Origin of the sequence: Streptomyces sp. NPDC127100 (assembly GCF_042724095.1) — a bacterium.
GTDB lineage: Bacteria > Actinomycetota > Actinomycetes > Streptomycetales > Streptomycetaceae > Streptomyces.
Map to the genome: position 1 here is coordinate 62,212 of NZ_JBHXFL010000018.1, position 14,614 is coordinate 76,825.

Sequence of the window (14,614 nt, forward strand, 5' to 3'; positions counted from 1 at the left end):
GCGTGCCGCGTACTACTTAAACAAACCAATATCCCTTTACCTCCCCAACCCCCGCCGGCGGTGGGCGGCGCCCCCCGGGCCGGCCCCCCCCCCACCGCACTCGTTTTGGAAGTCGTTACGGCTCAGAAGTCGTACTGGTCGATGTTGGCCTTGTCGAAGACGGTCGGCTCGCCCGGCGAGACGACGCCGTCCTCGCCCAGGGTGAAGCTCCCGAGGTCACCGGCCTTGAGGGTCTCGCCCTTCTGCCCGGTGATCTGGCCGGACTCCAGGGCGACCGCCGCGTGGGCGGCCAGCGCGCCGAGCTTGGCCGGGTCCCACAGCTCGAACGCCTCGACGGTGCCGTTCTTCACGTAGGCGCGCATGTCGTTCGGGGTGCCGAGGCCGGTGAGCTTGACCTTGCCCTTGTACTTGGAGCCGGACAGGTACTGGGCGGCGGCCTTGATGCCCACGGTGGTGGGGGAGATGATCCCCTTCAGGTTCGGGTACTCCTGGAGCAGGCCCTGGGTCTGCTGGAACGACTTCTGGGCGTCGTCGTCCCCGTAGGCGACCTTGACCAGCTTGATGTCCTTGTAGGCGGGCTTCTTCAGCTCCTCCTTCATGACGTCGATCCAGGCGTTCTGGTTCGTCGCGGTCTGCGCGGCGGACAGGATCGCGATCTCGCCCTTGCCGCCGATCTGCTTGGCCAGCAGTTCGACCTGGGTGCGTCCGAGGTCCTCGGTGGAGGCCGGGGAGACGAACACCTGGCGGCAGTCCTTGTTGGTGTCGGAGTCGTAGGTGACGACGCTGACACCGTTGCGCATGGCCTGCTTGAGCGCGGTGCACAGGGCGCCGGGGTCCTGCGCGGAGACGGCCATGGCGTCGACCTGCTGCTGGGTCAGGGTGTTGACGTAGCTGACCTGGCCGGCGGTGTCGGTGCCGCTGCTGGTACCGACCTCCTTGTAGCTGGAGCCCAGCGCCTCCAGGGCCTTCTTGCCGCCGGAGTCGGCGGTGGTGAAGTAGGGGTTGTTGACCTGCTTGGGCAGGTACGCGACGGTGAGGCCCTTCTTCGTCGCGGCGCCCGGGTCGGCCTTGCCGACCGCCGCGCTGCCGCCGTCCTTGGACGCGTCGTCCTTGGTGGTGCCGCCGCAGGCGGTGGCACCGAGGGCGAGCGCGGTGACGGTGGTGAGGGCGAGGGTGAGGCGACGCGACCTGGCGGTGGTGCCGAACATGGGAACTTCCTTTACGTGTACGGACGGTGGGCCGGAGAGGTTCCGGGACGTGAAGAGGGAGGGCCTAGGAGGACGGGGCCGTCACCGGTGGGGAGGCGGCCGTCCGCCCCCGGGCGCGGGCCTGCGAGATCTGCCGGCCGATCCGCGGAGCGAGCACGGAGATCACCAGCAGCACGCCGGTGGCCACGGTCTGGGACTGGGCGGAGACGTTCAGCAGGCTCATGACGTTCTGCATCGTGCCGAGCAGGAACACCCCGGCGACGGCGCCGCCGAGCGTGCCCTTCCCGCCGTCGAAGTCGATACCGCCGAGCAGCACCGCGGCGATCACGGACAGTTCGAGTCCGGTGGCGTTGTCGTAGCGGGCGCTGGCGTAGTGCAGCGTCCAGAAGACACCGGTGAGGGCGGAGACCACACCCGTGGAGACGAACATGGCCAGCTTGAGCCGCTTGACCCGGACGCCGGCGAAGCGTGCGGCCTCCTCGGAGGCCCCGACGGCGAACAGCGACCGGCCGAAGCGCGTGGCGTGCAGCAGGACGACGGCGACGGCCAGCAGCACGACGAACGGCACGGCGGCGTACGGCAGGAAGGTGTCACCGAACCGTCCGGCACCGAAGTCCAGGTACTGGGCCGGGAAGTCGGTCACCGAGTCGGAGCCGAGCACGATCTGGGCGATGCCCCGGTAGGCGCCGAGCGTGCCGATGGTGACGGCCAGAGACGGCAGTCCGAGCCGGGTCACCAGGAGCCCGTTGACGAGGCCGCACACCACGCCGAGCAGCACGCACAGCGGGATGATCGTCTCGATCGCCATGCCGGCGTTCCACAGCGCCCCCATCACGGCGCTGGAGAGGCCCGCGGTGGAGGCCACCGAGAGGTCCACCTCGCCGGACACCACGAGCATCGCCATGGGCAGGGCGATCAGCGCGATGGGCAGGGTGTTGCCGATGAGGAAGGACACGTTGAGGGCGTTGCCGAAGTTCTCGACGAACGAGAACGAGCAGATCAGCAGGACGACCAGCAGGAGGCCGACCGAGGTGTCCCAGCGCACCGCCCCGCCGATGCGGGAGAGCGCGGGGGACTTGGCGGTGATGTCAGGCATGGCGGGCACTCCTCGTCCGTGCGGCCTTCTTGCGCAGCGCCCCGGCGACTCGCAGCGCCAGGATCCGGTCGACGGCGATGGCGAGCAGCAGCAGGAAGCCGTTGATGGCGGTGACCCAGACCGAGCTGACGCCCAGGGCAGGGAGCACACCGTTGATGGAGGTCAGCAGCACCGCGCCGAGCGCGGCACCGTAGACGGTGCCCGAGCCGCCGGTGAAGGCGACGCCGCCGACGACCACGGCGCTGACCACGATGAGCTCGTAGCCGTTGCCGGTGTTGGAGTCGACGTTGCCGAACCTGGCGAGGTAGAGGGCGCCCGCCAGTCCGGCGAGCGCGCCGCACACCACGTAGGCCGTCATGATGCGGGCCCGGATCGGGATGCCGGCGAGCCGGGCGGCCTCCGGGTTGGACCCGAGGGCGTACATGTCGCGGCCGCTGCGGTAGCTGCGGAGGAAGTAGGCGACGACGACCAGTACGGCGACGGTGAGCAGGGCGAGGTAGGGCACCACGGAGATGCCGTCGTGGCCGAAGTCGACGAAGCCGTCGGGCAGGTCGCTCGCGGTGATCTGGCGGGAGCCGACCCAGATCGAGTCGATGCCGCGGACGATGTACAGGGTGCCCAGGGTCACCACCAGCGCCGGCACCTTGCCGAGGCTCACCAGCGCGCCGTTGACGACACCGAACAGCGCGCCGATCGCGACCGCCAGCAGGACGGCGACGATCGCGTTGCCGCCGTCCTGGAGGTAGAGCCCCGCGGCGAAGGCGGAGATGCCCAGCACCGAGCCGACCGACAGGTCGACGTTGCGGGTGATCACCACCACCGCCTGGCCGATCGCGACCAGGACCAGGATGGTCGCGTTCAGCAGCAGGTCCTTGATGCCCTGCTGCGACAGGAACTCGCCGTTGGAGAGCTGGGTGGCGCCGAGCATGACCACCAGCACGGCGATCACGGCCAGTTCGCGGGCCTTGAAGATCCTGTCCATGAGCCGTCGTGCGGTGACGGACTCGGGTGCGGCGTCCTGCCGCACCGGCTCGACGGTCGTGGTCATGCCGCCCTCCTCTCTCGGTCGGCGCGGCCGGTGGCGGCTGCCATCACGGTCTCCTCGGTGGCCTCGGCCCGGGGGATCTCGGCGGTCAGCCGGCCCTCGTGCATCACCAGGACCCGGTCGGCCATGCCCAGGATCTCCGGCAGGTCGGAGGAGATCATCAGCACGGCCACGCCGTCGGCGGCCAGCGAGGACAGCAGGCGGTGCACCTCGGCCTTGGTCCCCACGTCGATGCCGCGGGTCGGCTCGTCGACGATCAGGACCTGGGGCGCCGTGGCGAGCCACTTGGCGAGGACGACCTTCTGCTGGTTGCCGCCCGAGAGCGTCCCGACGACGTCGGCCAGCCGGGCGTACTTCACCTGCAGTCTGGTGGCCCAGTCCACGGCGCGGCTGCGTTCGGCCCGGCGGTTCATCAGCCCGGCACGGGAGGTGGCCGCGAAGCCGGTGAGGCCGATGTTGCGCTCGATGGACATGTCCATCACCAGGCCCTGGGCGCGGCGGTCCTCGGGCACCAGGGCGATGCCCGCGGCCATGGCGACGCTGGGCGCGCCCGTCGGCAGCTTCCGGCCGAGCATCTCGACCTCACCGCCGTCGAAGCGGTCGATGCCGAAGACGGCCCGGGCCACCTCGCTGCGGCCCGCCCCGACCAGTCCGGCCAGGCCGAGGATCTCGCCGCGGCGGACGTCGAAGGAGACGTCGGTGAACACGCCCTCGCGCGTCAGCCGGCGCACGCTGAGGGCGACTTCGCCGATCCGGGTCTCCTGCTTGGGGTAGAGCTCCTCGAGATCGCGGCCGACCATGCGCCGGACCAGACCGTCCTCGTCGAGGTCGGAGAGGGGCTCACTGGCGATCCAGGCACCGTCCCGCAGCGTGGTGACCCGCTGGCACAGCTCGAAGATCTCCTCCAGGCGGTGCGAGATGAACAGCACCGCCGATCCCTGCTCGCGCAGTGTCCTGACCACGCCGAACAGCCGGGCCACCTCGCTGCCGGTGAGCGCCGCCGTCGGTTCGTCCATGATCAGCACGCGGGCGTCGAAGGAGAGGGCCTTGGCGATCTCGACGAGCTGCTGGTCCGCGATGGAGAGACCGCGCGCCGGCTGGTCGGGGTCGAGCGCGACACCGAGACGGGAGAAGAGGTCGGACGCCGCCTGCGTGACGGCGCGGTGGTCCACCCGGCCCAGGGAGCGGCGCGGCTGCCGCCCGATGAAGATGTTCTCCGCGACGGACAGATCCGGGAAGAGCGTCGGCTCCTGGTAGATGACGGCGATCCCGGCGTCGCGGGCGTCGGCCGGACCGTGGAAGTCCACCGGCTCGCCGTCGAGGAGGACCGTGCCGGTGTCCGGACGGTGCACGCCCGCGAGCGTCTTGATCAGGGTCGACTTGCCGGCGCCGTTCTCGCCCGCCAGGGCGTGGGCCTCTCCCGCGTAGAGTCGCAGCGAGACGCCGCGCAGGGCCCGCACGGCGCCGAAGGATTTACTCACTCCCTCCAGGGCGAGGACCGGAGTGGTCTCCGGTTCGGGATGAGTCATGGGTTCTCTCCAGTACGTGTGCCGGGCGGGACCCCGAGCTGTGAAATGTTTCAACGGGGTTGCCCGGAAGCTAGCTTCAGCCCGTCCGGAACGTCAAGGGTCTGCGCACCACCCGGTCGGCAGAAGTTGCGGACGGGCTGGGCGGAGGTCTTCAGGAGCCCTGGTGAACTGCACAGTCATCTGCTGTCCGGCCTGCTGGGGCGTCGTGTGCCCGGGGTCCGGCGACCGCTTCACCGGGGTTTCCGCGGCCCCTTGACGGGGTTGCGGTCAAGGGCTAGTTTCAGCGGCAGCCTGAATCGATTCACACGACGGGTCCTTCCAGTGCCCCGCGACGGCACAACTCGCGTCTTCAGAGGTGGACATGCCTGACATCACTGCCGTGAAATCCGCACTCGCCGACCAGCGGGTCGAGACGCCTTCCTGGGGCTACGGCAACTCCGGAACGCGTTTCAAGGTGTTCGCGCAGCCCGGCGTGCCGCGTACACCGCGCGAGAAGCTGGACGACGCGGCCAAGGTGCACGAGTTCACCGGCATCACCCCCCGGGTGGCGCTGCACATCCCGTGGGACAAGGTGGACGACTACGCGGCGCTCGCCGCCCACGCCAAGGACCGCGGGCTGGAACTGGGCGCCATCAACGCCAACGTGTTCCAGGAGGACGACTACAAGCTCGGCAGCGTGTGCCACCCCGACGCCACCGTGCGGCGCAAGGCGCTCGCGCACCTCATGGAGTGCGTCGACATCATGGACGCCACCGGCTCACGCGATCTGAAGCTGTGGTTCGCCGACGGCACCAACTACCCCGGTCAGGACGACGTCGCGGCCCGCCAGGACCGCCTGGCCGAAGCCCTCCAGGCCGTCTACGAGCGCCTCGGCGAAGAGCAGCGGATCCTCCTCGAGTACAAGCTCTTCGAGCCCGCCTTCTACACGACCGACGTCCCCGACTGGGGCACGGCGTACGCGCACTGCCTCAAGCTCGGCGACCGGGCGCAGGTCGTCGTCGACACCGGCCACCACGCGCCCGGCACCAACATCGAGTTCATCGTGGCGGTCCTGCTGCGCGAGGGGAAGCTGGGCGGCTTCGACTTCAACTCCCGCTTCTACGCCGACGACGACCTGATGGTCGGCTCCGCCGACCCCTTCCAGCTCTTCCGGATCATGCACGAGGTCGTCAAGAACGGCGGACTCGACCCCGCCGCCGGCGTCGCCTTCATGCTCGACCAGTGCCACAACATCGAGGCCAAGATCCCCGCCGTCATCCGGTCCGTGATGAACGTGCAGGAGGCCACCGCCAAGGCCCTGCTCGTCGACGCCGAGGCGCTGACCGCGGCGCAGGCCGAGGGCGACGTCCTGGCCGCCAACGCCGTCCTCATGGACGCGTACAACACCGACGTGCGCCCGCTGCTGGCCGAGGTCCGCGAGGAGCGGGGCCTGCACCCCGACCCGGTCGCCGCCTACCGCGCGAGCGGCTGGCAGGAGCGGATCGCCGCCGAACGCGTGGGCGGCGAGCAGGCCGGCTGGGGCGCGTAACCGCCCCCGGAGCTCCCGCGCCCCCGCATCCCCGTCGTCATCCCCTCCAGAAGGAAAGATCACCATGGCTTCCGCCATCCACCCCGAAGTCGCCGGGCTCCTGGCGCGCTCGCACCGGCTGGGTTCGGACCCCCGCAACACCAACTACGCCGGCGGCAACACGTCCGCCAAGGGCACCGCCACCGACCCGGTCACCGGCGGCGAGACGGAACTGCTGTGGGTCAAGGGCTCCGGCGGGGACCTGGGCACGCTGAAGCCCGAGGGACTGGCCGCGCTGCGACTCGACCGGCTGCGCGCGCTGAAGGACGTCTACCCCGGCGTCGAGCGCGAGGACGAGATGGTCGCCGCCTTCGACTACTGCCTGCACGGCAAGGGCGGCGCCGCGCCCTCCATCGACACCGCCATGCACGGCCTGGTCGACGCGGCCCACGTGGACCACCTGCACCCCGACTCCGGGATCGCGCTGGCCTGCGCAGCCGACGGCGAGAAGCTGACCGCCGAGTGCTTCGGCGACAAGGTCGTCTGGGTGCCGTGGCGGCGCCCCGGGTTCCAGCTCGGCCTGGACATCGCCGCCGTCAAGGAGGCCAACCCGGGGGCCGTCGGCTGCGTCCTCGGCGGCCACGGCGTCACCGCGTGGGGCGCCACCTCCGAGGAGTGCGAGGCCAACTCGCTCCACATCATCCGCACCGCCGAGGCCTTCCTCGCCGAGAAGGGCCGCCCCGAACCCTTCGGCCCGGTCACCGAGGGCTACGCGCCCCTGCCCGACGAGGAGCGCCGCGCCCGAGCCGCCGCCCTCGCCCCGCACATCCGCGCCCTCGCCTCCGCCGACCGCCCGCAGGTCGGCCACTTCACCGACGACGACGTCGTGCTGGACTTCCTCTCCCGCGCCGAGCACCCGCGCCTCGCCGCCCTCGGCACCTCCTGCCCCGACCACTTCCTGCGCACCAAGGTCCGCCCGCTGGTCCTGGACCTGCCGGCCGACGCCCCGCTTGAGCAGGCCGTCGCCCGCCTGGCGGAGCTGCACACCGAGTACCGCGCCGAATACCGCGCCTACTACGAGCGGCACGCCGTCCCCGGCTCGCCCGCCATGCGCGGCGCCGACCCCGCCGTCGTCCTCGTGCCCGGCGTGGGCATGTTCTCCTTCGGCAAGGACAAGCAGACCGCCCGGGTCGCCGGCGAGTTCTACGTCAACGCCATCAACGTGATGCGCGGCGCCGAGGCCGTCTCCTCCTACAGCCCCATCGAGGAGTCGGAGAAGTTCCGCATCGAGTACTGGGAGCTGGAGGAGGCCAAGCTGCGCCGGATGCCCGCGCCCAAGCCGCTGGCCACCCGCGTCGCCCTGGTCACCGGCGCCGGCTCGGGCATCGGCAGGGCCATCGCCCACCGGCTCGTCGCCGAGGGCGCCTGCGTGGTCGTCGCCGATCTCGACGCCCGGGGCGCGGCGGCCGTGGCCGAGGAACTCGGCGGACCCGACCGGGCCGTGGCCGTCACGGTGGACGTCACCAGCGAGGACCAGATCACCGCCGCGTTCGCCGAGGCGGTGCTCGCCTTCGGAGGCGTCGACCTGGTCGTCAACAACGCCGGCATCTCCATCTCCAAGCCGCTGCTGGAGACCACGGCCGCGGACTGGGACCTCCAGCACGACATCATGGCCCGCGGTTCCTTCCTGGTCTCCCGCGAGGCCGCCCGGGTGATGACCGCCCAGAAGCTCGGCGGCGACATCGTCTACATCGCCTCCAAGAACGGCGTCTTCGCGGGCCCCAACAACATCGCCTACGGGGCGACCAAGGCCGACCAGGCACACCAGGTGCGCCTGCTGGCCGCCGAACTCGGCGAGCACGGGATCCGCGTCAACGGCGTCAACCCCGACGGCGTCGTCCGCGGCTCCGGCATCTTCGCCGGCGGCTGGGGCGCCAAGCGGGCCGCCGTGTACGGCGTGGAGGAGGAGAAGCTGGGCGAGTTCTACGCCCAGCGCACGCTGCTCAAGCGCGAGGTGCTGCCCGAGCACGTGGCGAACGCTGTATTCGCCCTGACCGGCGGCGACCTGACCCACACCACCGGGCTGCACGTCCCGGTGGACGCGGGCGTCGCGGCGGCGTTCCTGCGCTGACCCCGGAGCCGCCCCGATGCCCGCGCGTCACGCGCAGCGGCGTCGGGGCGCTCCACGGGGCCGGCGGAGCCCCCCGGCTCCCCGCCCCGCGACTCGGGCCGTCCCCCGGCTCCTGCCCCGTCACCCGGGCCCCCGCCCGCCCCTTCTCCCTCCTTCCCCCTCCGACCACTCCTCGCCGCGCCCAGCGGAGGTACCAGCACGTGACCACCACCCCGGCCTCCTCGGCCTTCCCCTCGGCGTTCGCCGCGGTCGACCTCGGGGCCACCAGCGGACGGGTGATCCTCGGCCGTGTCGGTCCGGACAACCTCGACCTGACCGAGGCCCACCGGTTCCCGAACACTCCCGTCCGCCTGCCCGACGGACTGCACTGGAACCTGCTCGCGCTCTTCCAGGGGACCGTCGACGGTCTGCGGGAAGCCGCCCAGGCCGGCGGAGTGGTCTCCGTCGGAGTGGACACCTGGGCCGTGGACTACGGGCTCCTCGACGCCGACGGCGTACTCCTCGGCGCCCCGTACCACTACCGGGACAGCCGCACCGACACCGCCGCCGAACGGGTCCGGCCCCACGTCGGCCCCGAGGAGCTGTACCGGATCACCGGGCTTCAGCACCTGCCGTTCAACACCGTCTTCCAGCTCGCCTCGGCGGCCGGCAGCAGCCAGCTGCGCGCCGCGCGCACCCTGCTGCTGATCCCTGACCTGCTGGTCCACTGGCTGACCGGATCCATCGGCGCGGAGGTCACCAACGCGTCCACCACCGGGCTGTTCGACGCCCGCACCGGCACCTGGTCCGCCGAACTCCTCGAACGGCTCTCCGTCGACCCCGGCCTGCTGCCGCCGCTGCGCCGCCCCGGTGACCCCGCCGGCACCCTCCTGCCGCACGTCGCCGAGCACACCGGCCTCGACGCGACCACCCCGGTCGTCACCGTCGCCTCGCACGACACCGCCTCCGCCGTCGCCGCCGTCCCGGCCACCGAGCCGCACTTCGCCTACATCTCCTGCGGCACCTGGTCCCTCGCCGGACTCGAACTGGACGCCCCGGTCCTGACGGAGGCCTCCCGGAACGCCAACTTCACCAACGAACTGGGCGTGGACGGCACCGTCCGCTACCTCCGCAACATCATGGGCATGTGGCTGCTGGAGGAGTGCCGCCGGACCTGGGAGGCGCAAGGGCTGCCCACGCACATCCCCGTCCTCCTCGCCGAGGCCGCCCGCTGCCCCGCGTTCGGCGCGCTCGTCGACCCCGACGACCCCGAGTTCCTCGCCCCCGGCGACATGCCGGAACGCATCCGTGACCACTGCCGCCGCACGGACCAGCCGGTCCCCGACAGCCAGGGCGCCGTCGTCCGCTGCATCCTGGAGAGCCTCGCGCTCGCCCACCGCCGCACCCTGAGGCAGGCCGCCGAACTCGCCGGCCGCGACATCACCCACATCCATCTCGTCGGCGGCGGCTCCCGCAACGACCTGCTCTGCCAGCTCACCGCCGACGCCACCGGCCTGCCCGTCATCGCCGGACCCACCGAGGCCACCGCCCTCGGCAACATCCTTGTCCAGGCCCGAGCGGCCGGACTGGTGGCCGACCTCGCGGCGATGCGCCGGCTCGTCGCCTCCACCCAGCACCTCAGGCGCTACGGCCCCCGCGGCGACGGCGCCGCCTGGGACGCGGCGGCCGCCAGGCTCACCCCTGCCCGAACGGAACCCCGATGCGCGTAGCCCTCTTCGCCACCTGCGTCAACGACGCGCTCTACCCGTCCACGGCGATCGCCACCGTCAAGGTGCTCGAACGCCTCGGGGTCGAGGTGGACTTCCCCGCCGCCCAGACCTGCTGCGGTCAGCCCCAGTACAACACCGGCTACCGGCGCGAGACCGAGCCGCTGGTGCGCCGCACGGCCCGCGCCTTCGACGGCTACGACCACGTCGTCACCCCCTCCGGTTCCTGCGTCGCCATGGTCCGCGACAACTACCCGAGGATCGGCGCCAGGGCGGCGGCCGAGGGCCGCGGCCGGGAACTCGCCGACGCCGCCGCGTCCCTCGTACCGCGCGTCGTCGAACTCACCGAGTTCCTCGTCGACGTCCTCGGGGTGACGGACGTGGGCGCGTACTTCCCCCACACCGTCACCTACCACCCCTCCTGCCACGGCCTGCGCATGCTCGGTCTGGGCGACCGGCCGCGCCGGCTGCTGCGAGCGGTCGAGGGACTGGAGCTGGTGGAGCTGCCGGGCGCCGAGGAGTGCTGCGGCTTCGGCGGCACCTTCGCCGTCAAGAACGCCGACGTGTCCGCGGCGATGGGCGACGACAAGATCCGCAACGCCCTGTCCACCTCCGCGGACGTGCTGTGCGGTGCGGACAACTCCTGTCTGATGCACATCGGCGGCATGCTGCGCCGCCGGGACGCACCCCAACGGGCACTGCACCTCGCGGAGATCCTCGCGAGCACGGAAGAGGAGCCGCTGCGATGAGTGGAACCTTCATGGGCATGCCGTCCTTCCCCAAAGCGGCCCGGGACGCCGTGCGCGACACGACGCTGCGCGGGAATCTGCGGCACGCGACGCACACCATCCGCGCCAAACGGGCGGGAGCGGTCGCCGAACTCGAGGACTGGGCCCGGCTTCGCGAGGCCGGCAAGCAGATCAAGGACCACACGCTGCGCCACCTCGACCGCTACCTGGTGCGGGTCGAGGAGGCGGTCACGGCGGCGGGCGGCACCGTCCACTGGGCCGCCGACGCGGACGAGGCCAACCGGATCGTGGCCGACCTGGTGAGGGCGACCGGCGAGACGGAGGTCGTCAAGGTCAAGTCGATGGCGACGCAGGAGATCGGCCTCAACGAGGCGCTCGAGAAGGCCGGCATCCGCGCCTACGAGACCGATCTCGCCGAGCTCATCGTGCAGCTCGGCGACGACCTGCCCTCGCACATCCTCGTCCCGGCCATCCACCGCAACCGCGGCGAGATCCGCGACATCTTCCGCTCCGAGATGGGGGAGTGGGGCCGCCCCGCGCCCGAGGGACTCACGGACACGCCCGCCGAACTCGCCGAGGCGGCCCGGCTGCATCTGCGGGAGAAGTTCCTGCGCGCCAAGGTCGGCATCTCCGGCGCCAACTTCGTGGTCGCCGAGACCGGCACGCTGGTCGTCGTGGAGTCCGAGGGCAACGGCCGCATGTGCCTGACCCTGCCCGAGACACTGATCTCCGTGGTCGGCATCGAGAAGGTCGTGCCGACCTGGCGGGACCTGGAGGTCTTCCTCCAGACCCTGCCCCGCTCCTCCACCGCCGAGCGCATGAACCCGTACACGTCGATGTGGACGGGGACGACCGACGGCGACGGCCCGCGGAACTTCCACCTGGTCCTGCTCGACAACGGCCGCACCGACACCCTCGCCGACGAGGTCGGCCGCCAGGCACTGCGCTGCATCCGCTGCTCGGCCTGCCTGAACGTCTGCCCGGTCTACGAGCGGGCGGGCGGCCACGCCTACGGCTCCCCCTACCCGGGGCCCATCGGCGCCATCCTCACGCCCCAGCTGCGGGGCCTCACCACGGAACTCGACGCGTCCCTGCCGTACGCGTCCTCGCTGTGCGGCGCCTGCTACGAGGTGTGCCCGGTCGCCATCGACATCCCCGAGGTCCTGGTGCACCTGCGGGAGAAGGTCGCCGACCAGGGCGGCAAGGGGCACCGCCTGGAGAAGGCGGCGATGAGGGCGGCGACCTGGCTCCTCGACCACCCGGCCGCCCTCACCGCCGGCGAACGGCTCGCGTCCGGGACGCGGAAGCTGCACCCCGAGCGGCTCCCCGGACCCGGCGCGCGCCAGTGGACCGACAGCCGTGACCTTCCGGACGTGCCCGCCCAACCGTTCCGCGACTGGTGGAAGAAGAACCGCGCATGACCTCTCCGTCCTCCTCCCGCGACCGCGTCCTCGGCCGAGTGCGCAGGGCCCTCGCGGACGCGCCCGAAGCCCCCGAGGTCTCGCGCGACTACCTGGTCAGCCACACCCCCGACGACCCGGGCACGGTGCTCGACCTGCTCCACGAGAACCTCGCCGACTACCGGGCGGGCGTGCACCGCACCACTTCGGAGGGCCTGGCGGCACTGATCGGCGAGCTCCTCGCCGGTCACGGCGCGCGCAGCGTCGTCGTGCCGCCCGGCCTGCCCGGCGCCTGGCTGGCCGGCTCGGACGCCCGGCAGCGCCTCGACGACGTCCCCCTGACCCCGGAGCAGCTCGACTCCGCCGACGCCGTGGTCACCGGCTGCGCCCTGGCCGTCGCGGAGACCGGCACCGTCGTCCTCGACGCCGGCCCGGGGCAGGGCCGGCGTGCGCTCACCCTCGTTCCCGACGTGCACATCTGTGTCGTCGACGCCCGCACCCAGGTCGTCGCCTCCCTCCCGCAGGCCCTGCCCCGCCTCGACCCCACCCGCCCCAGCACCTGGATCTCCGGCCCGTCCGCCACCAGCGACATCGAGCTGGACCGGGTGGAGGGGGTCCACGGACCCCGGACCCTGGAGGTCGTCCTGGTGGTCGACTGACGGCAGCGCGGCCCGGCGAGCGGCCGGACGAAGCACCGGATGCATGTGCTGAACGTCCGGCCCGTCGCCTAACCTCGTGCGTGGACCCGTCGGCCGGCACCTGCCGGCACCGCGAGGAGGCGATCGTGCTCGGAAGGAACACCCGGTGGTTCGTGGGCGCGTTGGCCGTGGTCTGCCTGCTGGTCGTCGGCCGCGGCGCACCGGACGACGGCCCCGCCGCCGGGCCGCTGCGCGCGGACTCCGTCAAGCACGTCGTACCGAACCGGGTCATGACGTGGAACATCTGCAATCCCTGCCGCGAGAGCAACGCCGACCGGGCGGCGGAGATCGCCGCGTACGCGCCCCAGGTCATAGGCCTGCAGGAGGCGTGCGTGCGCGATGTCGAGCAGCTCCGCGACTATCTGAAGACCCGTCACGGGCTGGTCTACCACGTCGAGTACGGGTCGGTGCTGCGGAACCGGGGACGCTGCGGCGGGTGGCCGTGGAATCCGGGAGGCTTCGGCCAGGCACTCCTCTCGGCGGCACCGATGACGGACCGCGTCCTCGTGGAGTACCCGGACGGCGGGTCCGAGGACCGCGGGTACCTGGCCGTCACCACGAGGGTGGGCGACCGGTCCGTCCGGGTCTTCAACACGCACCTCGCCCAACGGCGCCAGGAGGCGGTGCGGGCGGGCCAGACCGCCGTACTCGCCGCGGCCGTCGGCCGGTACGACCGCGCCGTCGTGCTCGGCGACTTCAACGCCGTGCCGGACACCCCCGAACTCGACTCGTTCCGGGAACTGGCCGCGGACGCCGATCCCGGATGCCGTCCCTCGCCCGCCGGCAGATGCGAGCCGACCACCGACTGGGACAGCAAGTTCGACTACGTGTTCCTGCGGGGCATCACCCCGCTCCGGCACCGTGTGCACCCCACCGCGTACTCGGACCACCACATGCTGCTCGCCGACCTGCGCACCTGACCCGGCCGGCCGTCTGGCATCATGCCCGGATGACGCCAGGCCGGATCATCTTCCTCAACGGCACGTCCAGTTCGGGGAAGTCGAGCATCGCGCGCGAGCTGCTCGATGTTCTCGACGACGGTGTCTTCTTCCACCTGGCGGTGGACAGTTTCAACGCGATGCGCACCAAGCGCGCCCTCGAGGCGGAGGAGCTCGACACGGCGCTGCGGCGGACCAGGATGGGCTTCCACCGCTCCGTCGCGGCCATGGCCGAGGTGGGCAACGACGTCGTCGTCGACCATGTGCTCAGCGAGCCGTGGCGACTGCTCGACTGCCTGTCGGTCCTGCGTCCCGAGAGTGTGCTGTTCGTGGGTGTCCACTGTCCGCTCGAGGAACTCACGCGCCGGGAGCGGGAGCGGGGAGACCGCCCGCCGGGCCTCGCCGAGCACCAGTACCACCTCGTCCACCGGCACGGCGACTACGACCTGGAGTGCGACACCGGCACCGCGACCGCGCGGGAGTGCGCCGAGCGGATCAGGGACTTCCTCCCGCGGCTCCCGCACCTGTCGGGCGGCACCGCCTTCGCCCGCCTCCGGGACCGCCACCTGTCCGCCGCCACCGGGTGACGCGCTGTACACGGGGACGG

The 14,614-nt window shown here is 71.8% G+C and carries 12 protein-coding genes; 8 read left to right on the forward strand and 4 right to left on the reverse strand.

Annotation, left to right across the window (positions count from 1 at the left end; all coding sequences use genetic code 11):
- Nucleotides 1-122 precede the first annotated feature (122 nt).
- The 4 genes from rhaS to ACFWJB_RS18590 all read right to left on the reverse strand — a co-directional run bounded on the left by rhaS (nucleotide 123) and on the right by ACFWJB_RS18590 (nucleotide 4,878).
- Nucleotides 123-1,208: a rhamnose ABC transporter substrate-binding protein gene (gene rhaS / locus ACFWJB_RS18575; protein ID WP_386923374.1), complete on the reverse strand. Its 1,086-nt coding sequence runs from the start codon at nucleotides 1,206-1,208 to the stop codon at nucleotides 123-125.
- A gap of 64 nt (nucleotides 1,209-1,272) precedes the next feature.
- Nucleotides 1,273-2,304 carry an ABC transporter permease gene (locus ACFWJB_RS18580; RefSeq protein WP_385463833.1) on the reverse strand — a complete coding sequence of 344 codons (1,032 nt, stop codon included), beginning with the start codon at nucleotides 2,302-2,304 and terminating at the stop codon, nucleotides 1,273-1,275.
- On the reverse strand, nucleotides 2,297-3,352 hold the full coding sequence (locus ACFWJB_RS18585) for an ABC transporter permease (protein ID WP_385463830.1): 1,056 nt from the start codon (nucleotides 3,350-3,352) through the stop codon (nucleotides 2,297-2,299). Before ACFWJB_RS18585 ends, ACFWJB_RS18580 begins: the two co-directional genes overlap by 8 nt.
- A complete protein-coding gene (locus tag ACFWJB_RS18590; protein WP_386923377.1) occupies nucleotides 3,349-4,878 on the reverse strand; it encodes a sugar ABC transporter ATP-binding protein in 1,530 nt (509 codons plus the stop codon). The genes ACFWJB_RS18585 and ACFWJB_RS18590 overlap by 4 nt, the downstream gene beginning before the upstream one ends.
- 361 nt (nucleotides 4,879-5,239) lie before the next feature.
- Here ACFWJB_RS18590 and rhaI point away from each other — a divergent pair, with 361 nt between their 5' ends.
- The 8 genes from rhaI (at nucleotide 5,240) to ACFWJB_RS18630 (ending at nucleotide 14,594) form a co-directional block, all read left to right on the forward strand.
- On the forward strand, nucleotides 5,240-6,406 hold the full coding sequence (gene rhaI / locus ACFWJB_RS18595) for an L-rhamnose isomerase (protein WP_386923379.1): 1,167 nt from the start codon (nucleotides 5,240-5,242) through the stop codon (nucleotides 6,404-6,406).
- 64 nt (nucleotides 6,407-6,470) lie between these two features.
- The gene (locus tag ACFWJB_RS18600) at nucleotides 6,471-8,516 is read left to right on the forward strand and encodes a bifunctional aldolase/short-chain dehydrogenase (RefSeq protein WP_385463822.1); all 2,046 of its coding nucleotides are present in this window, start codon (nucleotides 6,471-6,473) and stop codon (nucleotides 8,514-8,516) included.
- 200 nt (nucleotides 8,517-8,716) lie between these two features.
- The gene (locus ACFWJB_RS18605; RefSeq protein WP_386923381.1) at nucleotides 8,717-10,225 is read left to right on the forward strand and encodes a rhamnulokinase family protein; all 1,509 of its coding nucleotides are present in this window, start codon (nucleotides 8,717-8,719) and stop codon (nucleotides 10,223-10,225) included.
- Nucleotides 10,216-10,971, forward strand: a complete 756-nt coding sequence (locus tag ACFWJB_RS18610) for a (Fe-S)-binding protein (RefSeq protein ID WP_386923383.1) — start codon at nucleotides 10,216-10,218, stop codon at nucleotides 10,969-10,971. The genes ACFWJB_RS18605 and ACFWJB_RS18610 overlap by 10 nt, the downstream gene beginning before the upstream one ends.
- A complete protein-coding gene (locus ACFWJB_RS18615; protein WP_386923385.1) occupies nucleotides 10,968-12,392 on the forward strand; it encodes a LutB/LldF family L-lactate oxidation iron-sulfur protein in 1,425 nt (474 codons plus the stop codon). The genes ACFWJB_RS18610 and ACFWJB_RS18615 overlap by 4 nt, the downstream gene beginning before the upstream one ends.
- A complete protein-coding gene (locus tag ACFWJB_RS18620) occupies nucleotides 12,389-13,030 on the forward strand; it encodes a lactate utilization protein C (RefSeq protein WP_386923387.1) in 642 nt (213 codons plus the stop codon). Before ACFWJB_RS18615 ends, ACFWJB_RS18620 begins: the two co-directional genes overlap by 4 nt.
- A gap of 125 nt (nucleotides 13,031-13,155) precedes the next feature.
- Nucleotides 13,156-13,989 (forward strand): endonuclease/exonuclease/phosphatase family protein, encoded by an 834-nt coding sequence (locus ACFWJB_RS18625; RefSeq protein ID WP_386923389.1) that lies wholly within the window; start codon nucleotides 13,156-13,158, stop codon nucleotides 13,987-13,989.
- Between the two features lie 29 nt (nucleotides 13,990-14,018).
- Entirely contained in the window at nucleotides 14,019-14,594 is a 576-nt protein-coding gene (locus ACFWJB_RS18630) for a chloramphenicol phosphotransferase CPT family protein (protein WP_386923391.1), read from the forward strand.
- The last annotated feature ends 20 nt before the right edge of the window (nucleotides 14,595-14,614 follow it).